General features: G+C 45.3%; 24 protein-coding genes. 9 read left to right on the top strand and 15 right to left on the bottom strand.

What is annotated here, in order from left to right:
• The first annotated feature begins 84 nt into the window (after window positions 1-84).
• On the top strand, window positions 85-1,305 hold the full coding sequence (locus tag D2910_RS10045) for a helix-turn-helix domain-containing protein (RefSeq protein WP_117313417.1): 1,221 nt from the start codon (window positions 85-87) through the stop codon (window positions 1,303-1,305).
• Window positions 1,306-1,339: 34 nt separating this feature from the next.
• Here the strand turns inward: D2910_RS10045 and D2910_RS10050 are convergent, their stop codons facing one another.
• Together D2910_RS10050 and D2910_RS10055 are read right to left on the bottom strand one after the other, a co-directional pair.
• Window positions 1,340-2,866: an aminotransferase class V-fold PLP-dependent enzyme gene (locus tag D2910_RS10050; RefSeq protein WP_117313418.1), complete on the bottom strand. Its 1,527-nt coding sequence runs from the start codon at window positions 2,864-2,866 to the stop codon at window positions 1,340-1,342.
• A gap of 15 nt (window positions 2,867-2,881) precedes the next feature.
• Window positions 2,882-4,000: an NAD(P)/FAD-dependent oxidoreductase gene (locus tag D2910_RS10055; RefSeq protein ID WP_101801581.1), complete on the bottom strand. Its 1,119-nt coding sequence runs from the start codon at window positions 3,998-4,000 to the stop codon at window positions 2,882-2,884.
• Window positions 4,001-4,152: 152 nt separating this feature from the next.
• Here D2910_RS10055 and D2910_RS10060 point away from each other — a divergent pair, with 152 nt between their 5' ends.
• The 5 genes from D2910_RS10060 to cls all read left to right on the top strand — a co-directional run bounded on the left by D2910_RS10060 (window position 4,153) and on the right by cls (window position 9,757).
• Window positions 4,153-4,995, top strand: coding sequence for an MBL fold metallo-hydrolase (locus tag D2910_RS10060; protein ID WP_084243044.1), 843 nt, complete (start codon window positions 4,153-4,155; stop codon window positions 4,993-4,995).
• Between the two features lie 207 nt (window positions 4,996-5,202).
• Entirely contained in the window at window positions 5,203-6,465 is a 1,263-nt protein-coding gene (locus D2910_RS10065; protein WP_084243045.1) for a glycosyltransferase, read from the top strand.
• On the top strand, window positions 6,410-7,129 hold the full coding sequence (locus D2910_RS10070; protein ID WP_240633599.1) for an HAD-IIB family hydrolase: 720 nt from the start codon (window positions 6,410-6,412) through the stop codon (window positions 7,127-7,129). The genes D2910_RS10065 and D2910_RS10070 overlap by 56 nt, the downstream gene beginning before the upstream one ends.
• 203 nt (window positions 7,130-7,332) lie before the next feature.
• Window positions 7,333-8,163: a squalene/phytoene synthase family protein gene (locus tag D2910_RS10075; RefSeq protein ID WP_101801579.1), complete on the top strand. Its 831-nt coding sequence runs from the start codon at window positions 7,333-7,335 to the stop codon at window positions 8,161-8,163.
• 139 nt (window positions 8,164-8,302) lie between these two features.
• Window positions 8,303-9,757, top strand: coding sequence for a cardiolipin synthase (gene cls, locus D2910_RS10080; protein ID WP_084243047.1), 1,455 nt, complete (start codon window positions 8,303-8,305; stop codon window positions 9,755-9,757).
• Between the two features lie 85 nt (window positions 9,758-9,842).
• Here the strand turns inward: cls and D2910_RS10085 are convergent, their stop codons facing one another.
• Entirely contained in the window at window positions 9,843-10,718 is an 876-nt protein-coding gene (locus D2910_RS10085) for a M15 family metallopeptidase (RefSeq protein ID WP_117313419.1), read from the bottom strand.
• A 120-nt stretch (window positions 10,719-10,838) separates the two neighbouring features.
• On the opposite strand from D2910_RS10085, the gene D2910_RS10090 reads away from it, so the two are divergent.
• Window positions 10,839-11,990: a 3-phenylpropionate MFS transporter gene (locus D2910_RS10090; RefSeq protein WP_117313420.1), complete on the top strand. Its 1,152-nt coding sequence runs from the start codon at window positions 10,839-10,841 to the stop codon at window positions 11,988-11,990.
• Window positions 11,991-12,275: 285 nt separating this feature from the next.
• Here D2910_RS10090 and D2910_RS10095 read toward each other — a convergent pair whose 3' ends face one another.
• The 4 genes from D2910_RS10095 to D2910_RS10110 all read right to left on the bottom strand — a co-directional run bounded on the left by D2910_RS10095 (window position 12,276) and on the right by D2910_RS10110 (window position 15,523).
• A complete protein-coding gene (locus D2910_RS10095) occupies window positions 12,276-12,521 on the bottom strand; it encodes a hypothetical protein (protein ID WP_117313421.1) in 246 nt (81 codons plus the stop codon).
• Window positions 12,522-12,575: 54 nt separating this feature from the next.
• A complete protein-coding gene (yidC, locus tag D2910_RS10100; RefSeq protein WP_084243051.1) occupies window positions 12,576-13,376 on the bottom strand; it encodes a membrane protein insertase YidC in 801 nt (266 codons plus the stop codon).
• A gap of 173 nt (window positions 13,377-13,549) precedes the next feature.
• Window positions 13,550-14,335 (bottom strand): helix-turn-helix domain-containing protein, encoded by a 786-nt coding sequence (locus tag D2910_RS10105; protein WP_084243052.1) that lies wholly within the window; start codon window positions 14,333-14,335, stop codon window positions 13,550-13,552.
• Window positions 14,336-14,617: 282 nt separating this feature from the next.
• On the bottom strand, window positions 14,618-15,523 hold the full coding sequence (locus tag D2910_RS10110; protein ID WP_084243053.1) for a diacylglycerol/lipid kinase family protein: 906 nt from the start codon (window positions 15,521-15,523) through the stop codon (window positions 14,618-14,620).
• A gap of 105 nt (window positions 15,524-15,628) precedes the next feature.
• On the opposite strand from D2910_RS10110, the gene D2910_RS10115 reads away from it, so the two are divergent.
• Window positions 15,629-16,756 (top strand): MFS transporter, encoded by a 1,128-nt coding sequence (locus tag D2910_RS10115; protein WP_117313422.1) that lies wholly within the window; start codon window positions 15,629-15,631, stop codon window positions 16,754-16,756.
• A gap of 35 nt (window positions 16,757-16,791) precedes the next feature.
• On the opposite strand, the gene D2910_RS10120 is transcribed toward D2910_RS10115, so the two are convergent.
• Together D2910_RS10120 and D2910_RS10125 are read right to left on the bottom strand one after the other, a co-directional pair.
• Window positions 16,792-17,178: a hypothetical protein gene (locus D2910_RS10120; protein WP_084243055.1), complete on the bottom strand. Its 387-nt coding sequence runs from the start codon at window positions 17,176-17,178 to the stop codon at window positions 16,792-16,794.
• 63 nt (window positions 17,179-17,241) lie between these two features.
• The gene (locus D2910_RS10125) at window positions 17,242-17,709 is read right to left on the bottom strand and encodes a GNAT family N-acetyltransferase (RefSeq protein WP_117313423.1); all 468 of its coding nucleotides are present in this window, start codon (window positions 17,707-17,709) and stop codon (window positions 17,242-17,244) included.
• 94 nt (window positions 17,710-17,803) lie between these two features.
• Here D2910_RS10125 and D2910_RS10130 point away from each other — a divergent pair, with 94 nt between their 5' ends.
• The gene (locus D2910_RS10130) at window positions 17,804-18,295 is read left to right on the top strand and encodes a GNAT family N-acetyltransferase (RefSeq protein WP_084243057.1); all 492 of its coding nucleotides are present in this window, start codon (window positions 17,804-17,806) and stop codon (window positions 18,293-18,295) included.
• A gap of 23 nt (window positions 18,296-18,318) precedes the next feature.
• Here D2910_RS10130 and D2910_RS10135 read toward each other — a convergent pair whose 3' ends face one another.
• The 6 genes from D2910_RS10135 to mntR all read right to left on the bottom strand — a co-directional run bounded on the left by D2910_RS10135 (window position 18,319) and on the right by mntR (window position 23,623).
• On the bottom strand, window positions 18,319-19,011 hold the full coding sequence (locus tag D2910_RS10135) for a DUF4064 domain-containing protein (RefSeq protein ID WP_117313424.1): 693 nt from the start codon (window positions 19,009-19,011) through the stop codon (window positions 18,319-18,321).
• Window positions 19,012-19,434: 423 nt separating this feature from the next.
• A complete protein-coding gene (locus D2910_RS10140; RefSeq protein WP_084243059.1) occupies window positions 19,435-19,716 on the bottom strand; it encodes a GNAT family N-acetyltransferase in 282 nt (93 codons plus the stop codon).
• Between the two features lie 16 nt (window positions 19,717-19,732).
• Window positions 19,733-20,704, bottom strand: coding sequence for a ring-cleaving dioxygenase (locus tag D2910_RS10145; RefSeq protein WP_084243060.1), 972 nt, complete (start codon window positions 20,702-20,704; stop codon window positions 19,733-19,735).
• Window positions 20,705-21,379: 675 nt separating this feature from the next.
• Window positions 21,380-22,264, bottom strand: coding sequence for a DUF1002 domain-containing protein (locus tag D2910_RS10150; RefSeq protein ID WP_084243061.1), 885 nt, complete (start codon window positions 22,262-22,264; stop codon window positions 21,380-21,382).
• A 52-nt stretch (window positions 22,265-22,316) separates the two neighbouring features.
• Complete coding sequence (locus D2910_RS10155; RefSeq protein WP_084243062.1) at window positions 22,317-23,180, bottom strand: CvfB family protein; 864 nt, start codon at window positions 23,178-23,180, stop codon at window positions 22,317-22,319.
• Window positions 23,181-23,200: 20 nt separating this feature from the next.
• A complete protein-coding gene (gene mntR, locus D2910_RS10160) occupies window positions 23,201-23,623 on the bottom strand; it encodes a transcriptional regulator MntR (protein WP_084243063.1) in 423 nt (140 codons plus the stop codon).
• Window positions 23,624-23,779: the final 156 nt, after the last annotated feature.

Below are 23,779 nucleotides of genomic sequence, written 5' to 3' on the forward strand. Positions count from 1 at the left end.
ATTAAACAAAATATATCATGGTCCTTCTGGTAATGCAAGAGAAAGTTTAATATAATTAAACTATACTGAAAAGCAGGTGATGAAATGGCTTCATTAGGTGAGCGCATACGGAAATTAAGAAAAGAAAGAGGCCTGACATTGCAGGCATTGGCAGGTGAAGAACTGTCCAAAGGCATGCTCAGCCTGATAGAGAACAATAAAGCCAATCCTTCTATGGAAAGCTTGGCTTATATTGCCAAACAATTAAATATCCATCTAAATGAACTTCTCGAAGAAGTTTCCCCCTCAGAGCTGCGGGAGGTTTTAAAGGAAGTTGAAAATATCTACCTAAAAATAATGGATGATATGACAAGCGGCTTCAAGAAAATTGTTGAACTTGTCACTCCATTCATCGATCAATTGCCTTACCGCTATGAATCTGCCCGCCTCCTCGAAATCTACAGCCGCTGTCTTTATTATATGAAAGAAGACGGCTGGCAAAAACATCTTGAACAGGCAGAAGAAATGTACGAAGGCCTCCATCTTATGAACAATAGTGCAGATATCCAGTTATTCCGGGCTATGCTCAAATTTAACGACCATCAGTACGAAGAGTCTTTGAAAATGCTGAAGCATTCACGGAAAGTGTTTGATGAACGGGGAATCATTCTCGACTCACTAAAAAAATTGGACTTCGACTTTTCGGAAGCGATTCTTCACATGGCAATTGCTGAAGATGAAGATGCTCTGAATATTATTGAAGACGCAATCAATTATTCGAAAGAACACCAGATTTTTTATAAAATCGATGCTCTATACAGAGTTACAGCTTTCCACTCCATCTTAAATAATGATGAAGAAAGAAAGAATTATTACATCGATAAATTAAGAGTGTTCGCCGACTTTACAGAAGATCCCAAAATCGATATCGTTCTGGATCTGCTGGAAGCTCATTACCTCAATAGCTTTAAGCATGACTTTGAAGGAGCCTTGAAGTTAATAGACAAGAACATGAAAAAATATAATGATGAAGAGACTTCCCAATTCTACATCGAAAAAGGGAAGGCATTATATGGTATGGGGAAACTTGATGAAGCATTGCCATGGCTTGAGAAACACCGCCTTTGGGAGTTCATGCATCACCCTTACGACTTGTTGATGAATTATGAAAAAGATGCATATCTTGCATTAATCTATGAAGAGCAGGGCAGACATGAATTAGCCATGAAACACGCAGAAATAGCGAAGAACAATGCTGATCCCATGCCCGACCTGCCCTATAAAAAATTCATCATGAACGTCTATGATGAAATAACTTCAAAATAAAACCCGCCGATAACGGCGGGTTTTTTCATTCCTTCTAATAAGCGAAATAGATTGTGTAAAACTTTTGCAGTGCAGCCCAGTCTTTTTCAAAACCTGGCTGGATGCAGGAAATCTGAAAGATGCCGCGCCGGCGAAGATAGCCGCTTTGGGCATGGAGTTCATATCCTGATAAATGGGCATCTTGCGGAAAATCCGCAAATTGTTCAATCGACCTGATTGTGATTGCGGTAGGAAATCCTTCTGCCATTAATGGCCATGTGCCAATTTCCCCTTTTACATATTCAAACCGCTCCTGCAGCAATTGATAACGTTCCGGATATTGCTTCAACGCAATTCCGAAGCTTTTCAGCAAGCTGTATGGCAAGGTGAAAGGGATGTCATGCTGATACATCCCGAGATCCAGATAGCTTGGCAATGAGTAGTCTGCAGTTATTTCGTGATCAGAAAATACGACAGCGAGTCCGCTCATTGTGCCAACTGCTTTACCGCTGGTCGCCGTCGCCAGCCAACAGGCTTCCATTGAAAATGGTATTGCCCCAAAACTGCTGATGCAATCAACGCAAAGTTTAATATTGTATTCTTCGCACAGCTCACGGATAGCTTCAAAATCATTCACCATGCCGGTCGAAGTTTCGCCGTGCACCATCAGCAGCCAGCCATATTTTCCGCTTCCCAGTAATTCTTGGATGGATTCCATGGAAAAACTTTCGCCCCACTGGTTTTCTTCACTGTCGAATTCAAGCTGCCACCGCGTTGCCTGCCTGATCAGCCGCTCACCGAATTCTCCGTTCGACAAAATCAGACCGCGTTCATTCCGCCTGGAAAGCTGGGCCACCATCGCTTCATTGGCCAAGGTGCCACTCCCTGACAACAGGTAGGGTGAAGCACCGGACATGACTCGCAATTTTTCTTTCACTTCCTGATAGATCGCCTGAAAGGTGGATGACCGGTGAGACATCGCTTCTTCAGTAAAGGGGCGTCCCAATTCTTCCGTCAGTTTCAGAGGGCCCGGCAAAAACAATCTTCGTTTTGCCTGCAGCCTTGCAGCTACAGACTCCGCATAATCAGCGCGCGTGGTAATCATGGGAATAAAAACGGCGTCCCCGCTGCCTACAGGCTCTGCGAATTGACGGAAGCCGAGCTGTCCATAAAGTTTCAATTCACGGACTGTGCCAGAAATTACTGCGGCATCAAATCCTTCTTCACAGCAATAATCGGATAAAGCACGCGCCAGCAGAAAGAAGACGCGGCCATTGCGATGTTCTTTCCGAACAGCGAGCAATCGTATTTCGCAAAGTTTTCCCGGATTATCGAGATGTACTTCAACTTGGCCAATTTTTCGATCCAGGGAAAACGGCCGGTCGGAGCGAACGGCAATCATGCCCACCAATTCCTTATCGGACAATACGACCAGATATGTATTCTGTTCATGATAAGGATCCACTCGCATCGCTGATTCATGGGCTTCATGCTGGGGAATCTCTTCCACGAATGTGGTGTAGTTCAGTTTTGCTATTTCATCGAATTCCTTTTTGGAGCGGGCAATTTTACACCAGTACACGAGTCTCTCCCCTTTCTATACTTTTCGGAAAACCTCATCGATCGAGTAGTCACCCAATTCGATATCCGGTGGAATCCCCATCGCTATTTTAGCCAGCTGCGAGCCCAGAAACGGTCCTGCCGTCAGCCCCGAAGATCCCAAAGCATTGGCGGCGAAAAGATTTTCGTGTTCCGGAACCTGGCCGATAAACGGCAAAGCACTTAAAGTCGATGGCCGAAAGCCGGTGCTGGCGCCTGTCAATTCTGCGGCAGCCAGCCCAGGAACAACGTCCAGGACTTTATCAAGTACATGGTGGATACCCCCTGCCGTCAATTTAGTATCAAAACCCGCATTATTTTCATGTGTGGCTCCGGCTATGATGCGTCCATCCGAAAATGGGACGATATATTGTCCGAACGGCACCATCGCCACCGGCCATTCGCCAGTCGCATTGTCATCCAGCTGCAATTGGAGAATCTGCGCTTTTTGCGGCACCACATCCATCTCCAGTCCAAGGGCTCCGAATAATTCAGGCGCCCACGCACCTCCTGCCGACACGATGCTGTCAGCGAATATTTCCTGCTGCTCCGTCTGTACGCCGACCACTTTATCGTTTTCAACAATCAGCTTCGCATCTCCTGCGATAATTTCTGCGCCCAGTTTTCTGGCGGCGCTAATCAGTGCATCCCGAACAGCTCTGCCATCCACTCTTGCCGCGCCGCTTACGTAAAGCGATCCATATTCATCGCCTGCATGCGGAAATAAAGCTTTAGTCTGCCCGGCATCCAGCCTTTCAATGACACCCATTTCAGGTGCATCTTCTTTTCGCTCACGGGCTTTGGCTTCCATCTTATCCAATTTGCTGTCTTCGTGGATGCTGACAATGCCCACTTGCTTATAACCCGTCTCCGTTTCACCCAGTTCCACCAGTTCCTTTATCAATGCAGGATAGTATTTCGCTCCACTTTTTGCGAGGTGATACCAGGCTTTATTGCGGCGCTGGGATATCCATGGACAAACGATTCCTGCGGCTGCACCGGTCGCCTGGCCCGGATCTTTGCGGTCGATCAACGTCACTTCCGCTCCTGCTTTCGCCGCTTCATATGCCGTCGACGCTCCCAGGATCCCTCCACCAATAATGATCAATGACTTCATATCTTCACCTTTTTTCTGCTTCTTATGCATTCCATTCTAAAGCACAACCGCACCATACTCAACTTCGTTCCAAATTGCAGCGGCCTGATTCAATTTTTGTATTTGCGGGTAAAGCAAGAAATAGAAACGATACGAGACAGGAGGAATAGACAATGGAAAAAAGCAGAAGCACTGAAGCCATCCTGCCGATGACTTCCGTTAAAAGCGGCTCCGGAGTGGAAGTTGCCCCGGATGTGTATTGCTACACCAATCAGATCGTCAATCTCTTTTTCATCGGGAACCCAAATGTAAGCAGTGATTATATTTTAGTGGATGCCGGCATGCCCCGCTCCGCTGATAAGATCCTCCAGGAAGCCGAAAATCGGTTTGGCCCGGATCACAATCTGAAAGCGATCATACTTACCCATGGCCATTTCGACCATGTCGGCAGCATCATCGATATTCTTGAAAAATATCCCGTTCCCGTTTACGCACACCCACTGGAATTCAGCTATCTAAAAGGGATAACCAATTATCCTCAGCCTGATTCATCGGTTGAAGGCGGGCTCGTCGCGAAAATTTCAAAAGCATTCCCTGCGGAAGCCATCGATATTTCCGCGCATCTGAAAGAACTTCCAGCAGATGGGTCAGTGCCTGGCATGCCCGGTTGGCAATGGATCCATACTCCCGGCCATTCGGAGGGACATGTTTCATTGTTCCGAAAAGCGGGCAAACTGCTGATTGCAGGAGATGCTTTCGTGACCGTCAAACAGGATTCCCTCTATAAAGTATTGACGCAGAAAAAAGAAGTCTGCGGTCCCCCTGTCTATTTGACCACCGACTGGCGGGCAGCATGGGAGTCGGTTGTAAAACTGACTGATCTGCAGCCGGCAATTGCAGTCACCGGCCACGGCAAACCGATTTATGGTTCTGCGCTGGCGGAAGGGCTTGTTGATCTCGCGAAAAATTTCCAGAAGAAAGCAGTGCCTTCCCACGGCAAGTTCGTCGACCGTTAACTTTACTATAAAAAATTAAATTATATATTTTGCTTCAGCCTTTAAACGCCAGCATCAACTGGCGTTTTTTGTGCTGGTCCACCAAAGATTTACAAATATATTAATTTTCAGATTTAAGGTTTATGGTTCCATATCTTGGGGTATACAAAAACGAAGTCCCAATTTTTTTAATAAGGATTTATGAATATAGAAACGGAGATGAACTCGATGATTAAGAAAGTGCTGTTTGTTTCGGATCATGGAGATCCATTGGCAAAGTTGGGCGGTAAGCAAGCCGGAGGCCAGAATAATTATGTAAAACAATTGGCACTTGCAATGGAAGATAAAGGACTGCAGGTAGATGTCGTCACGCATTGGTGTGAAGAATCGGCCCCCCGTATCGAAGAATTCGGAAAAGCGTGCCGTGTAATCCGCATAGAAGCCGGATACAAAGGCTTCGTATCAAAAAATGAAATGCATTCAATGCTCTCTGCATTTTATAACGAATTGAAAGAGACACTTCCACTCGAAACTTATGATATTGTCCATACCCATTACTGGCTGTCAGGTTTAATCGGGATAAAATTGAAGGATGAGTTTAATCTGCCATTCATCCACACATCCCATTCCCTTGGCTGGGCAAAAGAAGAAGCCACAGGAATTGAAGATGAACGGCGGACAGAAGCTGAAACTGAGATCTTGCAAAAAGCCGATCACGTTTTAGCTACTACAAACAGTGAAAAACATTTGATCAAAAAGAATGTCGACTCTCCTTCTCCCATCAGCGTAATCCCCATTGGTGTTGACGAAGCGTTTAAAGTACGCGGAAGCCGGACCCATATTCGCAAAAAACTTGGATATTCCAGTCCATTATTCGTTTTCGCCGGAAGATTGGAAGAAACCAAAGGCATCTTCACCTTGCTGAATGCATTTAAGCTGCTCGCCGAAAAGACGACAGATACGTATCGCCCCCGCCTTGTGCTCGCTGGCGGCGAACCGGATGCAATTGACCCTGCGACAAAACTTCCAAAAAACCATAAAATCCGGAAAGCTTTGCGCGGTATAGAAGATCATGTGGACTTTCTCGGCCCTAAATCACAGGAAGAACTGGCATTGCTCTTCAATTCCGCGACAGCAACCATCGTCCCGAGTTTCTATGAATCCTTCGGAATGGTTGCGGCAGAAGCCCAGGCTTGCGGAAGCCCCGTTATCGCTTCGAATGTGGGCGGACTTAAAAATGTCGTTCAGGATGGGGTTACCGGCCTTCTTGTGGAAACGAAAAATGCAGTCGATTTGGCTGTAGCGATGGAGGTTATTTCGGTTAATTCCCTTCTTGCCCAAAAACTCAGCAGACAAGCTGTAGAACTGGCTAAAAAAGATTTCCATTGGCCGTCGATTTCTGAAAGAGTATTGAAAATGTATGAGGTGGTAAGCAGTGAAAGAAGCAACACATATACTGGCAACCGATTTAGATGGAACATTAGTCGGTGATCGAAAAGGGCTCGATGGACTTCTGGAGTTCTATAATAAACAGAAATTCACCGTGTCTCTTATCTACATCACCGGACGCCATTACCAATCGGCTTTGTCACTGATCCAAGAGGAAAATTTGCCTGTCCCTGATGTACTCGTTACGGATGTCGGGACAGAAGTCCATATCGGAGCACCGCTCAAAAAAGACCTGGAATGGGAAAACAAGATGCTCGGACAATGGCAGCCTGAAGCAATTGATGGACTTGCCGCGACATTTGAAGGTTTGCAAAAACAGGACCTGCCGGTTACTAACCGGTGTTCCTATTACGCTGAAGATATTAAAATTGTGGAAGCTTTTGAAAACAGTCTTACAGAAGCAGGAATTCCTCACAGGCTGATATACAGTGGCGGTCGTGACCTCGACATCCTGCCAGCCGGCAGCGGCAAAGGCTCAGCGCTTGAATATATCCTAGATAAATTCAGTGCACGTGAGGCCAAAATACTGGTGGCCGGTGATTCGGGCAACGATAAAGAAATGCTGACTTTGGGCCATCCATCTGTTATGGTTGGCAATGCCCAGCCTGAATTGCTTGAATGTCCTGAAAGCAAGATGATTTTCAGAGCTTCGAAAGCTTGTGCCGGAGGCATTCAGGAAGCCTGGACGCATTTTCATCCGGAATAACCCTCCCTTTCCAAACCTCGTGTTCTGGAAAGGGATTTTTCTTTCGGTTTAGCGTCAGTCCCCGTTATCATTTGTTTTTTCCGTCAGATGGTTTATATTTAAGGGGAAGGCAATTTCATTTTCAGGAATGGTTTACGCCAAGAGAATATACATAAATACATAAACGCACGATGGAGTATCCAAGTGAAAAGGAGGAATTTGAGATGAGTAAAGTTGCGAATCTGCAAAAAGAGTCAATGGTCATGCTGAAAGAAACGAGCCGTACCTTCTTCATTCCCATCAGTTTTTTGGAACCTGCTCTGAAAAAGACTGTAGGCTCAGCTTACCTTTGCATGCGCGCAATCGATGAACTCGAAGATCATCCGGAATTGGACGATGAAGTTAAAAGCAGGCTGTTACGGGAAACCAGTAAAATGCTTCATATGCCCTTCGATCGGGAAGCTTATGAAGCGCTGCTTAAACCTTATGAACACATGCTTCCGGAAGTTAGCCTCCGATTGGCTGATTGGATCAGTGTCTGCCCGCCTGAAATAGCGCCGAAAGTCTTGGAGTCGACAGCGGAAATGGCCGACGGAATGGCCAAATGGGTAGACAGAAAATTTGTCATCCGCACCCGCGAAGACCTCGATGATTATACGTATTATGTCGCGGGACTGGTCGGTACGATGCTTTCCGATCTCTGGAAATGGCATGATAATACGGAAACAGATCCGCAGCTTGCGATTGGTTTCGGGCGCGGCCTGCAAGCCGTCAATATGCTCCGCAATCTGGATGAGGACCGCGAGCGTGGTGTCAGCTTTGTACCGGAAGGCTGGACACGCGACGATATGTTCAATTATGCAAATGAAAATCTGGCACAAGCCGATCTGTATGTAAAATCGATCACCAATAAGCGGATTCTGATGTTCTGTAAAGTCCCGCTTGCTTTGGCACACAGCACATTAAAAGCATTAAAATCCGGCAGAGAGAAAATGAGCCGTACAGAAGTTGAAGGCATCGTTGAACAATTGAAAGAACAGGAACAAATCAATTAAACCGGCAAGCCCGTTTCTTTTGAAGCGGGTTTTTGCTTTAAGAAATAATTCCAAAGTCATGTTTTACAATTTCTTCTTTTAGAGAAATAAATGGTTTATACTGTAAGTACAATGCAGTTCGCACAAAAGGGGCAGTAAAATGACACTCACCATCATCAGCGTCTTATCCGTCGCCATTTTCATATTGAATATTTTCCTTGCCGCAGCACTGGTTTTTCTTGAACGCCGTGATGCTTCTTCAACATGGGCGTGGCTATTGGTGCTGTTTTTCATTCCGATTGCCGGTTTCTTCATCTATCTCCTGCTTGGACGGCGCCTCAGAAAAAAGACATTGTTCAAATGGGAAGGCCGTACACGTGTAGGAATCGAGAATTTGATCGCTCATCAAATGAACGAGCTTCATGATGATACGTTCTTTTTCAGAAATGACAATACCAAAGAGTATAAAGACCTGATTTATCTTCACCTTCGAAATAATGGTGCTGTTCTGACTCAAAATAACGATGTTCAGATTTTCAATGACGGCCGCGATAAATTTGAGTCGCTTATAAAAGACATCGAAAATGCCAAACATCACATACATATCCAGTACTATATCTTCAGGCTTGATCAATTGGGCAACCGGCTGTTGGAAGCTTTGACAGCAAAAGCGAAACAAGGTGTGAAAGTCAGGCTGCTGTATGATGATATGGGTTCCCGGACATTAAGCAAAAGGCATTTCAAAGAGTTGATCAGGTACGGCGGAGAAGTGGAAACGTTCTTTCCTTCCATACTCCCGCTCATCAACCCTCGTTTAAATTACCGCAACCATAGAAAAATCGTTGTTATCGACGGATGCATCGGATACATCGGCGGTTTTAATGTCGGTGACGAATATATCGGTCTCAGCCGGAAATTCGGCTATTGGCGCGATACACATCTCCGGCTGGAAGGCGGAGCTCTGCATCCGCTTCAAACCCGGTTCATCCGCGACTGGAACCAGGCTTCCATTCGCCAGGATATTGAGTATGATGAGATTTATTTCCCTGCTATAGCTGAAAAAGGTACGACATCCATGCAGATCGTGTCAAGCGGTCCCGACGAGGAATGGGAACAGATCAAAGACGGCTATATGAAACTGATCAATATGGCCGATGAATACATTTACATCCAGACCCCATATTTCATCCCGGATGCCAGTTTCTACGACGCGATCCGAGTGGCGGCTTTATCAGGGATCGATGTTCGGGTGATGATCCCGAATAAACCCGACCATCCCTTCGTCTATTGGGCGACGTACTCTTATGCCGGCCAGCTGCTGCGTGCAGGGGCGCGTGTTTTCATTTACGATAACGGTTTCCTGCATACGAAAATGATCGTCGTGGACGATAAGGCATCAACTGTCGGAACCGCCAATATTGATGTCCGGAGCTTTAAATTGAATTTCGAGGTGAATGCATTCATCTATGACAATGAAATTTCGAAGGAACTTGGCAGACTGTTCCATCAGGATATGGAATTGTCGAATGAACTTACTATGCAAGCCTATTTCGAAAGAACAAAAATGATCAAAACAAAAGAATCGATTGCCCGTTTGCTGGCTCCGATTTTGTAAGAAAAGCGGAAACGGCCGTTGGAGTCTGGACAATAAGAAAAGCGCCGATCAGCAATAATTGCTGATCGGCGCTTTTTCGAATCATTTATTGTTGTTCAAGATATTCTTCCAAAGTGATATCCGCATCGTAAATCTCTTTCGCCGCTTCTTTTCCGACATAGCGGAAATGCCACGATTCGTGCATATAGCCGGTCAATTGCTCCTTGCCTTCCGGATAACGCAGGATAAAACCAAAACGATGGGCATTGTCAGCCACCCATTTTCCAGCTTCCGTATCCCCAAAACTGGCCGCCGCCCAGTGCTGTTCCGCTCCGGATTCACCTATGTCAAAGGCCAAACCAGTCTGATGTTCCGAAAAACCGGGACGGGCACTGTACCGGTCCGCTTTTTCCTGCCCGTCTTTAGCGACATAGCCCTCATATAATTCTTTTTGGCGGGCAAAGTCACGGAATGTACTGAATGCGGTTAAATCGATATTCGATTTCAGCGCTTCAGCACGCATCGCTCCAAAAGCATCCTGCGCATCAGGATTTACACCTGGAGCATAATCCGAAGGCAGCGGATTCTGTTTGTTCGCAAGCAGGATGCCATCGATTACGGTCGGTTCATCCGGCAATTCAATCGATTCCGGATATACGGTAGCATCCTTGACTTCCTCTTCCACCGCTTCTTCATTAGGTTCCGGTGTTACCGGCAGTTCTTCTTCGACTTCTTCCTCTTTTTCTTCCGGAATGACCACGTCTTCTTCCTGCACATCCACAATTTGCTCTTCCGCTTCAGATTCAACAGCAGGCTGCTGGCTATCCCCCCCCGTCAAAGCATTGAGACTCCGCTCCATATCCCAGTCGTGAAGATAGAGCCACACAGTGATCGATGCCGCAATAAGAACAGCACCGATGATCAAGATCCATTTTATATAAGGTTTCTTATCTTTTTTATTCATTGAATAACGAGATTGCATAGTTCTCCTTCTTTCTCTCAAGTTCTTTATCATTCTATCACCTTTATGCTTTAAATTCTCCCTAAATCAATGAACTTTCGATATACTTGAAATGACTTTTAACGATTAGAGGGTACACGAATGAATAATCAAAAATGGCTGTCACTCAACTTCTTCGCTTTCTTCTTTACGTGGGGCGTATTCCTTCCATACTGGACCGGATGGCTAACTAACGATAAAGAACTCAGCGTTTCCGCCGCGAGCATCATCATGGGAGCCGGTATGATTGCCCGTTCTTTATCCACCTTGCTGTTTTTTCCGATGCTCACCCGCCTGTTTTCCCTTGGCCGGCTGATGCAGATCCTGGCCATCGCTTCATTCGTCAGCATGGCTTTATACATACCGGCAAATTCGTACATCATGTTGTTTGCCATTACATTCATCTTCAGTTTGGTCTATCCGAACATTCTGCCCGCCATGGAAAGCGGCGCCACTGTGTTGATGCAAAGTGACCGCATCCATTATGGCAAAAGCCGTTCTTTCGGTTCCTTAGGCTATACCATTGCGTTGCTGATTGTCGGAATGGCAACCGCCGTCTGGCAGGAACAAGCGATTCTTTGGGTGATGCTTGCCGGTCTGCTTTTCATGGCAATCACACAATCGGCCGTCTCTTCAGCACCTTTATCAATAAAACCGGAACCCAAAAATCAGGCAAGCAAAGGCGCTGTCACCGAATTATTGAAGTCGAAAGCGTTTCTGACCGTCTTGATCGTTTCGATTTTATTGCAGGGGGCCCACGCGGCTTATTATAATTACGGATTCATCTATTTACAGGATATCGGCGTCAACAGCTTTTATATCGGCCTCGTGCTCAATGTCGCCATCATTTTTGAAATCATTTTCTTCGCTAAAGCGGATACCTGGTTTGACAGATGGAGTGTGTCTTCAATGTTTCTTCTTGCGGGCATCGGCTCAACTGTGCGCTGGATCCTGATATTCATGTTTCCCTCTGTTTGGGTGTTCATTTTTTCACAGGTGCTGCATGCGCTTTCTTTCGGCGTCGCCCATTTTGCTTTCATCCGCTATATCTTTGAAAAACTGGATCCCTTGCACATTCCGGCTGCCCAAGGAATGTATGCAGCGATTGCCATGAGCCTGAGTGTCGCCTTGCTGACATTCATCGGCGGATTCCTGTATGAAATTTCACCTGGCTTATCATTCCTGGGCATGATCGCGTTTTCGTTCCCGGCAATCATCGTTGTTCTGATGACCCGAAAAAAATATTTGTATTAATTTTTATTCCACCCCCAAAAGCCTCAGATGCCAGCCGAATAAATAGGTATCAAAGCTACAAGGAGATGGGCATAATGAAACAAATTTCACAAAGCGATCTTCTCAATCTTTTAAATCGATTGGATCATTTGCTGAATGAACGAGAACAGGATAAACGGCAGGCTCAAAATACCGCAGCTACCGCTTAAGAAGACTTCAAAGGAACATAATATAGCAAGAAAAAACAGCGCCTCCCATTATTGGGCGGCGCTGTTTTACGTTTATCAAAAACTTTCAATCAGTCGATTAAAACAAGATGGTCCCCAGTACGACGAAAAAGAGAATACCGAAGATGACTGCCATCCCCATCATCCATTTCGCTTCCCGGTCCATGCCCTGCGCTTTCATCTGACGGTATCTGAATGTGTTCGTCAGAACGAACAGCACAGTCATGAAGAGAACCGCGATGTCCATATATCCCATGAACAGGAATACGACGGCCAAAATACTGAGTGAGGCAATGCCGATTCCTTGCAGCATTTTTGAATTCATTTGTTTCGCTCCCTAAAAAGAAAGCCGGCATCCAATGCCGGCAAGCTTTCATGATTATTTCTTTTCCAGATCCACTTTTTCATCTGATTCAACTGCTTCCAAAGCGATTTCCGGATGGTTGGAATAAAACTTGCGTCCAATGAACGTCTGGATGATCAGCAAGATACCACCGACTGTCCAGTAAACCGGCAAAGCGGCCATAGACGTGAAAGAGATGAACATGATCATAATCGGTGAAATGTAGATGAAGAGTTTCATCTGCTTCTGCTGCTGTTCCGGCATAGTCCAAAGAGACACTTTTGCCTGGAAGAAGTAAACAGCCCCGGCAATCAAGGTCATGATGATATCGGGTTCACCAAGATTGAACCAAAGGAACTCGTGCGAACGAACTTCCGGCGAGTACAGGATCGCGAAATACAGACCCATAACGATCGGCATCTGGATAACAACCGGAAGACAGCCCATATTCAACGGGTTGACTTCGTGTTTCTTGTAGAGCCCCATCATTTCCTGCTGGAGCTTCATCTGTTCTTCTTTATCTTTCGTGCTCTTCAAGCGCTTTTGGATGTCTTCCATTTCAGGACGCATGGCATCCATCTTCACTTTCATCCCCTGCTGGCGCTTATAAGTGCGCAGCATGAAAGGCATCAATACGAGTCGGATGACAACTGTAATAGCTACAATCGCGAGCCCGTAGCTGCCGCCAAAAAGATTACCTAAATAATCGAGGGAGAAATCAAATGGCGCGACAAAAATGCTATAGAAAAATCCTTCTTTATTCTCTACAGCCGAACAGCCACTCAGGAAAAGCACTGCTGCCGTAAGCATTGACATTAAAATAAATTTCTTTTTCAAATTAGTCACCTTCACCTTTTTAAACTATTAAGAAGTATACCGCATTCGAAGCGCATATTTCAAACCGCGAAAAGTCTCTGCCTTGTTTTTTATAAGGGATTTGACAGGATTGTGGCTTAACGTCAGCCGCACCAACTAAAAAAAAACAGAAAAAAAAGGAGAATTTCTTCTCCTTACTTGGCGTTTGGCAATGTATATCTGAAATAAGGAATATGCTGGCTGTCGCGGAATTGCTTCGGCGTAACCGTCGTATATTTCTTGAAAATGCGGGTGAAGTAACTTTGGTTGCAGAAATGGAATTGCTTCGAGATTTCTGAAATCCCTTTGTCTGAATGGCGGAGATAATGCTGAGATTCCTCAACACGGCGAACATTCAAGTATTCCACCAACGTGATGCCCGCGTGTTCACGGAAAATCCGCGACAAATGGCTTGTTGAAATATGGAAATGCTTGGCTACATCTTCAACAGACAAATCGCGTTCCACTTCGTCGTTGATGAACATGACCACTTTGTTTACAGTCTGATGCCCAAATGAAGGCTGTTTGCGTTCTGAGATAACTGAAATGAAAAATTCAATCAGTTCATCCGCTACATATAAAAACTCTGAATCATTCATGCGGTTGTCGACAAGCTCGATGCAGGCATTATTGAAAGCAAAAGCTTTTTTAGGAGGCACGCGCATTTCGAAAAGTTTTCTTGCCATCACCGAAGAAAGTACTATGTAATAGTTTCGGATTGCACGGATCGTATCTTTGCCTGCATGCAGTGAAATCATATCGATCAAAGCACGAAGCGTCTCTTTGGCTTTCTCTTTTTCCAAGTGATGGATTTCGTAGATTAATTGGGTTTCTGTCTCAAAAAACTTTTCCAGGCCATCATATTGGTTTAAGTTTTCACTTTCCGTCATGAAAATCTTGGAAATGGTTTCTTGAATTGTTGGTACAGCAATTATATTCATCTTTTCCCCGTCTTTCTTTTCACAAGTTTTTGCAGTCACTATGTTAACTATATACTGAAACAATAAATAAGGACACAGTTTTGCTCAAAAATATATAATTTTTTAAGTAATATGGTCTACTACCTATGCCCTATCCGAGAATTTTATAGGAAATATCTTCCCTAAATATATACTAAACATACCGCAAACATTATAAAAAATCTCGCTTTTTCTCTAAAAGTAACATACATTTAATATTTCTGAAATGCGTCACACCTTTCCCGCTATAATGATTTTATTATTCTACTCTTCTAATTCTTCTTTGTCTGGCGGAATGAGCGCACGAATATGCCGTGGCAGGACTTCAATCTTAAAGGGTGTTGCACATCCTTCATCACCGTCAATATTACAAATTAACGGCTCTTTTGTCCGGATGACCACTTTTGTTGTATGGATGGCTTCAACTTCAGGGTCTTCCTCCAGTTTCCCCCGCCATAATGCTCCTGCCATTCTGACAAAACCGGCAAGTTTTGCGTGTTCTATGATATATAGATGAAGCAGCCCGTCATCCGTCAATGCTTCCGGTGCCAGCTTTTCAAATCCGCCCACCGAATTGGTCAATGCGACCAGAACCAGTTTGGCGTCGCCTTTCCAAACGCCATGATCATGTTCAACTTCGAAATAAGTTTCTTCATCCGACGTAATCGCTTTAATTCCTTCGATAAAATAAGCAAGTGCTCCAAGGCGTGTCTTTTGCTCCGGCGAAACGGAAGAAGTGGACTCCGCGATATCACCGATAGCCAAAATGTTCATGAAGTACATATCGCCTACTTTCGCGATATCTACAGCTTTCTCGGTCCCTTTCTTCAGTGCTTCGATAGCTTCTTCCGGGTCCAGGGAAATTCCGAGTGCCCGCGCAAAATCATTGACAGTCCCAAGAGGGATGAGGGAAAACAACGGTTGATGAGACTGCTCCGCCAGACCGGATACCGCTTCGTTTATCGTCCCGTCACCACCCATGGCCACAACAAAATCATATTTCTGCTCACAGGCCTCACGAGCAAAAAGGGTAGCGTCCCTTTGTTTTTCCGTCTCTTTAGTATCGACAATATATCCCATTTCTTTAAGGGTTTTCTCCACATTTTCTCTATAATCGGCAGCTTTTTCTTTTCCTGCCGACGGATTCAGTATAAACATCGCCTTTTTCATCTTTCTACCTCCAGATGGTATAATAGTTTCATTATTTCTATTTACCCTTTAAACACTCCATCTTAATCCATAATCTTTTATTATTTCAGGGAATGAGGAACAGCAATGCAGCTATTCATCTACATCATCATTTTCTTCGCGTTCTTCGATCTTTTTGCTCAATTGCCGATCATCAGCCCTTTTGCGATTGAATTGCAGGCGACGCCATTTTTGACGGGATTGGCCGTCGGCATGTATTCACTGTCCAATACTTTCGGCAATATCGTTTCAGGCATATTCTCCGACAGAAAAGGACCCTTCGCCATTTTAGTGGCCGGAATGCTGCTGACAGCTGCCTTTCTTTTCACTTACTCACTCGCGGAAGGTCCCTACAGCTTGCTCGCCATCCGCTTTCTCCATGGTTTGGCGGCCGGGTTGATTGTTCCGGCAGCCTTCACTTATCTGGCCAACCGCACAGACCATAGCCGCCGCGGCAAAGGAGCTGCGGTTTCAGGCGCTTTTGTGGGACTTGCTGCTATTATCGGCCCCGCATACGGCGCGATATTCTCCAGCCGCACCAGCGTGCCTGAGACCATGGCAGTGACAGGAACTTTACTGCTGATTCTCGGCATTTCATCTTTTTTCCTGTTGAGCCGCACTGTCAAAAAAAGAAAGGAATTGCCTGCCGAACCGCTTACTTTTAACATGATCATTCTTAACTCAGGTTTATTGCGGGCTTTTATGGGCGCCTTCTTCCTTATGTTTTCACAAGGCGTACTGGCGTATATGCTGCCGTTGAAAGTGTCCGGCCTTGGACTCCCCGCTGAAATGAGCGGCTTGCTATTAAGTGTTTTCGGTATTGCCGCCATTCTCGTGTTCCTGCTTCCGGTGAATCGCCTGTTCGATGCGATCAAGCCTGTTTATACTTTAATAGCCGGATTCTTTCTTATGGGCAGTTCCTTGTTTTTATTGAGTTCTGTTTCTGCGGCTCCTTTGCTTTACACTAGTATGATTACATATGGCATCGGCTTTGCTTTCCTGTTCCCCTCCATTAATTCATTATTGATCGATTCAACAACCGAACGTTCACGGGGCAAGGCATACGGCTATTTTTACGCCTTCTTTTCGATTGGCGTTGTAGCAGGTTCTTCCTTTACAGGCGCATTGGCATTAAGCGCCGACCGCGGATTCATCACCAGCGGTGTGCTGCTGTTAAGCGCCGCTGCAGTGAATCTGGCGACGTTAAGAAAATAAAGAAATGAAAAAAGGGTGGTCCGCAGACCGCCCTTTTATATATTGTCCGTATTTATTTTTGGTTCAGGAGATGCGGATTCGGTATCTTCCGTTTTTTCCTTGCTTGTATCATTTGGTGATAATTTTGTTTTCTCTTCGTTTGCGCCTTCTTTTTGCTGTTCTTCTTCATTGTAATATTGAACCGAAGTCATTGCGCCCTCTGAAACCATTTTGTTTTCACGCGGCTCCTGCGGTTTTGATCCATCGTGCGCCGTTTTTTTATTGTCGTCCAGGTTTTGTGATTCCATATATGAATTCACCTTCTCTTTCGCATTATTGAAAGCCAATGTAGCTTTTTCACGATTTTCGGGGTTTTTGAAGTAAGTGTAGGCACCTACTGCAAGACCCGCCAATAACAATCCTCTGCCTTTTCCTTTTGCCATTCCATCCACTCCTCCGCGAATTGATATCTTCTATCCTATATACCCTTATCCATATTATTTAATCTACTTTGAACTGTTCGGACATCCCTCTTTGTCCAGCTTCATATCCACATGCGGGATGCCGTCTTCATCGTAGACACCCGATATCGGATCAAAGCCGAATGATTGGTAGAATTCCTTTAAATAGACCTGTCCCTGCAGCCGGATCGCTTCAGGCTGCCATTCACTGAAAATAAATCCGATGCTTTTGTTCATCAATTCGCGCGCAAGGCCGCGACCTCTGGCTTCCGGGCTGACAATTACGCGTCCTATTGAAGGCACACCATATTTAAGCTCTCCCGGCACAAGCCGCGAATAGGCAAGGATCCGCCCATTTTCCTTATATGCCAAATGGATCGATTTTTGATCCAGGCCGTCCAGTTCAGGGTACGGACAATTCTGCTCAACTACAAAGACATCCACTCGCAGCTTCAACATTTCATAGAGTTCAGCTGCAGTCAGTTCATCAAAATCATAAAATTTCCAAGTCAACTCCACTCACTCCTTTAGTCTCTATTATTCCACAACAGTGGCTATTCATGGGGAATTTTGATATGATGACGAAAAGAATTTCCGAGGTGATTGCATGATTCGCACAGGTACACCCAAAGATATTACAGCTGTTCAGGAAATTGCCCATATCAGTTGGAATGACACTTACCAAGACATAATCCCAGTGAATATACAGCAAAGTTTCTTAGATAAATCCTATTCCGTCCCAATGATGGAAATGCGCTTGAAAAAAACCATTCTTCTATTGGCTGAACACGAGGGCGAGCCTATAGGTTTTGCCAATTTCACGAAACTCGACGATGATGGAGACGCTGAATTGATTGCCTTGTATTTGAAACCGGAATATCAGCGCAATGGCTATGGAAAAAAACTCCTCGACAGCGGATTGGCTTATCTGCTCGATGGTTCGAACCTTTTTGTTTATGTGGAATGCGAAAATAAAAAAGGCCGCAGCTTTTATGAAGCGAACGGCTTTGAGTTTGTCGAAGAATTTGAAGAACTGTTTGAAGGCCACCCGTTGCAGACAGCAAAATATGTTTACAATTTGAAAGCACCAGCTCTATGAGCAGGTGCTTTTCTTTGTACTGTTTATAGCGGGCGATACGGTGTATCGTCATCGCGGCGCGTATCATCACGGCGAGTCTCGTCACGGCGGACAGTGTCGTCTGTTCTGCGGACTTCATCTTCGCGATATACAGGCTTATCCGTTCTGCGAACCTCATCTTCACGGTATACAGGCTCATCCGTTCTGCGAACTTCATCTTCACGGTAGAGTGAATCATCCGTTCTGCGGATTTTCTCATTGCGGTATTCACCATCATCTCTCCTGTGCAATTCATCATCGCGCATCGGCGGTTTACGTACGAAACACATGATTGCAGCAATATAGAAGAGAATCGATGTCAATGACAGGACGCCTGCCAACAGACCGGCAAGTATGAAGAACACCCCTGCAAGGCTTGCGTTACTGGTCTTCTTCAAATTAATGAGAGCAACAATTGCCAGAATCGTGCTGAGTGCCAGCATTGCCACGAGCGCCCAGCCGAATACTCCGGTTCCACCAATGATGAAATCCACTACCATTTGAGCTTCTTCCGGACTTCCCTCAAAAGCGGGATCATTCATGATATCCTGCTCAAACTGTTCAAACTCGGCAGTGCCTTCCAGACCGCTGATACTGGTAATCAGCCATGCCAATAAAATGATCGTAAGAATGTTAAATACAATTCCGATTATGCCGAGGACCCGTTCCCCTGTCCTGCTGATCGTTCCATTATTCATATAACTGCCTCCTCCTTATTTGCAGCCGTTCTAATTTCCAGAACGGGATGCAGAAAACTTTGTTCATAAATAAGATTCCCTGAAAAAATTTGCTGAAACATGTTTAAATTGCTTTTGCCCGGGTATTTATTTAGTAACAAACAAAATTACAAACATTTGAGAGGGGTTCTATAAAATGGAAAAAAACTTAGTATTTAGCCAATCAGATTTCATGTACGGTGTAGGTGGAGCTTCAATTTTGACTGGTATCGTTTTCTTAATGACATTCCTATAAGAAATTGGAGGTAGTTATGAAAAACTACATAACAGAACATTAGAAAAAGCAATCCAAACCATAATGAATGGCGGATTGCTTTTTTGCGTTTCCTTGCAAGAGATGGCCCCAAAATTCTTGGGCCATCTCTCACTGTCGCTTTTCTGCTTTTATACTTTTACATCCTCATATTCATCATACCGTTCGAATACAGACGCTACGTATGAGCAGACTGGTTCAATCTTATATTCATTTTCGCGTGCATATTCGACTGCGCGGTCAACCAGCTTTTTCGCCAGTCCCTGGTTGCGCATAGTTTCATTTACAAATGTATGTTCCACGACCATAACATCGGCCATTTGGGTCCAGGTGATTTCAGCATTAACCGTCCCACCATCTTCATTGCGGAATGCAAATTCATCCTGGCCAAGCTCCACCATTTTAAAATCCATCTTCCATCCTCCTCGATTATTGCTTATTAATGCTCAACGGACGCAGCGATGCTTCTATTTCAGCTCTTTTTGGTTCCAGGAATGGAGGTAAAGCCAGGTCTTCCCCTAAACTTTCCATTGGTTCATCTGTTGCAAATCCCGGTTCATCTGTGGAAAGCTCAAATAGAATACCATTCGGCTCCCGGAAATAGATGGCTTTAAAATAATACCGATCAACTTCACCGGAAGTCATAAATCCGTTATCACGCAAATATTTATTCCATTTGCTGTACTCTTCAAAGGTCTTCACCCTAAATGCAACATGATGGACACTTCCGCGTCCAGGACGTTCCGGCGGAAGATCCGGACGTTCCTCTACATGTACTTCGCCGGCAGGGCCGCCTTTTCCTGTCGAATAGACAAAAATATCTGCCATGCCATCAACTTCTGATGGATAGGAACCGATTTCCTCAAAGCCCATAATTTCCGTCAGCACCGCCGCCGTCCGGTCTTTTTTACGGACCGTCAGCCGGACATTTCCTAAACCGACAATCGCATATTCTTCGGGAACTCCAGCTTTTGTCCAAGGGATACCGTACTCAATCCCTGTGCCTTCATCAACCGTTAGCATTAAACGGGAGCCTTCAAAGTCTTGAAATTCAACCGTCTGACGATTGAACCTTTCACGGATTTCACCGTGAGGCACCTGAAATTCCTCAAAACGCTTCAGCCAGTACTGCAGCGCTTCCTCACTTTTCACGCGGAACGCGGTGTTGCTGATGCTTGAAACACCGGGATACGTGCGCCCGGCCATCGGAATATCAAAATACGTCATATCTGTTCCAGGCGTACCCACCGCATCTGCGTAAAATAAATGATAGGATGATGTCGAATCCTGATTAACGCTTTTTTTCACAAGCCGCATGCCAAGGATCCGCGTAAAGAAATCATGATTTTTATCAGCATTGGCCGTAATTGCTGAAACGTGATGAATACCTTCCAATTTCATAAAAAATGCCTCCTTAAATTATCTTGAATTCGAGATATTAATTAAATAATAACATTCCTCGTGCGTACCAGCAAGAAAACGGATTTAGCTTAAAGTGCAAAAAACCGACTCTTCTTAAATCATTTCGCTCTAGGCGGACGCGTTCCGCAGGAAAGGCATTGTCCGAAGCTTGCGAGGGCAGTTCTTTGCGACGAAGCAGCGCAGCGATGCAGGAGCACATCTTTGCCTTTCGCCGCCTGACGCTTCATTTTAGGTCTGCGCGGAATCGATAGATTCACTTTTTCAATGGCAACAAATTAAAAGGTATCTTCATCTATGAGAAAGCAATCTAAAGATATGAAGCAAAACAGCGAAGACTCCCAGGGGATTAGAAATAGAGTTGGTTTGCCAACTCTGTTTCGAGCGAAGTGCTGAGATCCACTCGGACGAAGTGGAACGAGTCCGAGTTAGCTCAGCGCAAGCCCCCAGGAAAGCGAAGCTGTTTTGCGGAATATCGGTTTCCTGCTTTTCTTTCTCAACAGTCTAAAAAAACGGACAGCCTCGGCTGTCCGTTTCTTTGTGTCTAGACTCCTGCCGCCCAGCTCATAGGAGAAAAGGCTGCTCCTGCATCGCTGCGCTGCTTCGTCGCAAGAGATAGCCCAAACTGGTTTGGGCTATCTCTCACAGTCGCTTTTCTTAATTAAACCACGAACGCACAGTGTTCGCCAGGTTTCTGAAGAATTCTTTGACGCTGTTCCAGAATCCTTCATCGTTGACGATTGTGCCGATCTTGTCTTCGATCGTTTTACTTAAGTCTTCAAGTTGAGTCGACCATTGGGAAAAATCGATATCCAATTGGCGGATCCGATCCATCAGATCGATCAATAATTGACGGTCTTCCGGGCTCAGCTCAATTTGCAGCTTCGACAATTGCTCTTCTACAATCTGTTCCACGTCTTCACGTGAAGCAGGATTCTGTTCAGCAATCTGCTTTTTGATCTCTGTCAGCAACTCGCTTACTTTCGCTTCATCTACACCTTCAGCGAGTTCAGTCGCCACTTCAAGTTCATCGTTTGCAACGTCTGTCCGTTCAGGATCCAATTGTTCACCATTTACTTCATAAGCTTTGTAAATACCTACAAGTGCTGAGTGGCCAGTTACCGGTTTTGGTGCGGCAACTTCAACTGTCGCATTCTCGATTCCAGCCGTCAGCATTGCATTGGCATACATTTCCGTTGTTACTTGTGTGATGTTATCCGGCGTTACGATTTGGATGACCAGGCCTTCGCCTTCATCTTTACGGGTGATTTTTGCTGAAGAAAACATACGTGCACGCGCGTCCCCGTCTTTGATATAAGTGACAAGGTCTTCACCCGTGACTTCGATTTCTTCCACTTCCGCCTCTTCTTCGACACTCAGGCTTTCAGCGACACTCGCTTTTTCGTCTTCAGAGAGGTTGCCTCCGTATACCACAATCGGCACTCCGTATTTTTCATTGATGCCGACATTCGCTGCTGCCCAAGTGGGAACGAGCGTCGATACCATTAAAATCATTGCTATGGTTGCTATCAGTTTCTTCATCTTTTTAGCCCCTTTCATAGAAATAATACGATTCCGATTCAGAAAGGTTGCATCAATGCTGCTGAAGTTTGGTCCAGCCGTCTTCCTGTACGATTCGACGGTCTTTGTACAGGCGCCCCAAAGCACGCTTGAATGCAGCTTTGCTCATGCCGAACATTTCCTGGATTTCTTCTGGTGAAGATTTATCGCCGAATGGCATCTGGCCGCCAGATTCCGTTAGATAACGCATAATCGTTTCAGCATCATCCGACAAGCGTTCCTGCTTGCGCGGCAGCAGCGAACCGTTCAATGTGCCATCATCTTTCACGCCAATGATACGCACCGTTTTTTCTTCGCCAAGGCGCGGTTCTTCTTCCCGCTCGGTTTCATGGACAAAGATGCGGTACATTTCCGGAACCGAAATCATGAATGTGCCGACCGGCAGCAAGCGATAAGCCCTTGCTTTCAAATCCTGATTATAGACAGACGTCGGTGCATCAACATACAATTCGTTGACCTTCTCTTCAGTTGCAAGGCGTCCGTAAAGATCGCCGTAACGGTCTGTCCGGATTGTCATGAAAATGTGATCGCCCTGTTGTGGCCATAGTTCTTCGAATTGCGGCAAATCTGCCGGCAGCAGGTAGACTTCACGGGTAGTCCCGATATCCACGACTGCTCCTTCGCGCTTGGATACCTTCAATACTTTCGCCCAGCCGTAAATGCTTGGCAGAATATGCGGAATCATCGGTGTTGCCGAAATGCCGCCTTGGCGGTTTCGGTAAAGGAAAACTTCAATTTCTTCCCCGATTTCGCGTCCTTCTTCGATTTCAGACTCATTCATCAGAACTTCATCACCTGAACCGTCTGATAAGATCCACTGGGAACCTGAACGGTCCTTGATTTGTAATACTGCTTTTTCACCTGGATGCAATGCCATAATGAAACCTCCTGTTTCTATTAACTATTCTTCTCTTCATTTTTAAGTTTTTCCAGCTTTTCGATAAATTGAGGATTTTCCTCAAGTACCTGGACAAGATCAGCAATCCGGTTGATTGAATTCCAGCTCAAATGGTGTTCAATTCCTTCCACATCATTATAGATGCGTTCCTCATCAACACCGATCAGCCGTAAAAACTGCTCCAGTAAATCATGTCTTTTGACAAGGCGTTTGCCTAATTTCTGTCCTTGCGGCGTCAGCACCAGTCCACGGTAACGTTCATAAATCAGATAGCCGTCCTTATCCAGCCTCTGCACCATCTTGGTGACAGAAGACGGCAGCACGGATAACGCCTCAGCAATGTCCGAAACTCGGGCGTAGCCTTTCTGTTCGATTAATGAGTATATGATTTCAATATGGTCTTCCATACTTGGAGTAGGCAAATTTCGTTCCTCCCTAACGTGGCTAACCTTAAGTTTACTATACCCTCACCCCGTGAACAACCGAGCTTTCCCCACACCGATTACAGTTTTTTTTCACGATAGGTTTGCGGGGTATTTTTTGAGGGTACATATTACTATCTAAGCAGAAAGGTCGGT

The sequence above is a fragment of the Planomicrobium okeanokoites genome (genome assembly GCF_003428875.1).
GTDB classification, from domain to species: domain Bacteria; phylum Bacillota; class Bacilli; order Bacillales_A; family Planococcaceae; genus Planococcus; species Planococcus okeanokoites.

Bases quoted from the DNA above. Each gene is read 5' to 3' on its own strand.
- D2910_RS10135 (WP_117313424.1), bottom strand. From the start codon at position 19,011: ATGAATAATGGAACGATCAGCAGGACAGGGGAACGGGTCCTCGGCATA.
- D2910_RS10130 (WP_084243057.1), top strand. From the start codon at position 17,804: ATGATTCGCACAGGTACACCCAAAGATATTACAGCTGTTCAGGAAATT.
- D2910_RS10145 (WP_084243060.1), bottom strand. From the start codon at position 20,704: ATGAAATTGGAAGGTATTCATCACGTTTCAGCAATTACGGCCAATGCT.
- D2910_RS10140 (WP_084243059.1), bottom strand. From the start codon at position 19,716: ATGGATTTTAAAATGGTGGAGCTTGGCCAGGATGAATTTGCATTCCGC.
- D2910_RS10095 (WP_117313421.1), bottom strand. From the start codon at position 12,521: ATGAATTCAAAAATGCTGCAAGGAATCGGCATTGCCTCACTCAGTATT.
- D2910_RS10065 (WP_084243045.1), top strand. From the start codon at position 5,203: ATGATTAAGAAAGTGCTGTTTGTTTCGGATCATGGAGATCCATTGGCA.
- D2910_RS10055 (WP_101801581.1), bottom strand. From the start codon at position 4,000: ATGAAGTCATTGATCATTATTGGTGGAGGGATCCTGGGAGCGTCGACG.
- D2910_RS10110 (WP_084243053.1), bottom strand. From the start codon at position 15,523: ATGAAAAAGGCGATGTTTATACTGAATCCGTCGGCAGGAAAAGAAAAA.
- cls (WP_084243047.1), top strand. From the start codon at position 8,303: ATGACACTCACCATCATCAGCGTCTTATCCGTCGCCATTTTCATATTG.
- D2910_RS10045 (WP_117313417.1), top strand. From the start codon at position 85: ATGGCTTCATTAGGTGAGCGCATACGGAAATTAAGAAAAGAAAGAGGC.
- D2910_RS10150 (WP_084243061.1), bottom strand. From the start codon at position 22,264: ATGAAGAAACTGATAGCAACCATAGCAATGATTTTAATGGTATCGACG.
- D2910_RS10085 (WP_117313419.1), bottom strand. From the start codon at position 10,718: ATGCAATCTCGTTATTCAATGAATAAAAAAGATAAGAAACCTTATATA.
- D2910_RS10115 (WP_117313422.1), top strand. From the start codon at position 15,629: ATGCAGCTATTCATCTACATCATCATTTTCTTCGCGTTCTTCGATCTT.
- D2910_RS10120 (WP_084243055.1), bottom strand. From the start codon at position 17,178: ATGGCAAAAGGAAAAGGCAGAGGATTGTTATTGGCGGGTCTTGCAGTA.
- D2910_RS10105 (WP_084243052.1), bottom strand. From the start codon at position 14,335: ATGAATATAATTGCTGTACCAACAATTCAAGAAACCATTTCCAAGATT.
- D2910_RS10155 (WP_084243062.1), bottom strand. From the start codon at position 23,180: ATGGCATTGCATCCAGGTGAAAAAGCAGTATTACAAATCAAGGACCGT.
- D2910_RS10090 (WP_117313420.1), top strand. From the start codon at position 10,839: ATGAATAATCAAAAATGGCTGTCACTCAACTTCTTCGCTTTCTTCTTT.
- D2910_RS10075 (WP_101801579.1), top strand. From the start codon at position 7,333: ATGAGTAAAGTTGCGAATCTGCAAAAAGAGTCAATGGTCATGCTGAAA.
- D2910_RS10060 (WP_084243044.1), top strand. From the start codon at position 4,153: ATGGAAAAAAGCAGAAGCACTGAAGCCATCCTGCCGATGACTTCCGTT.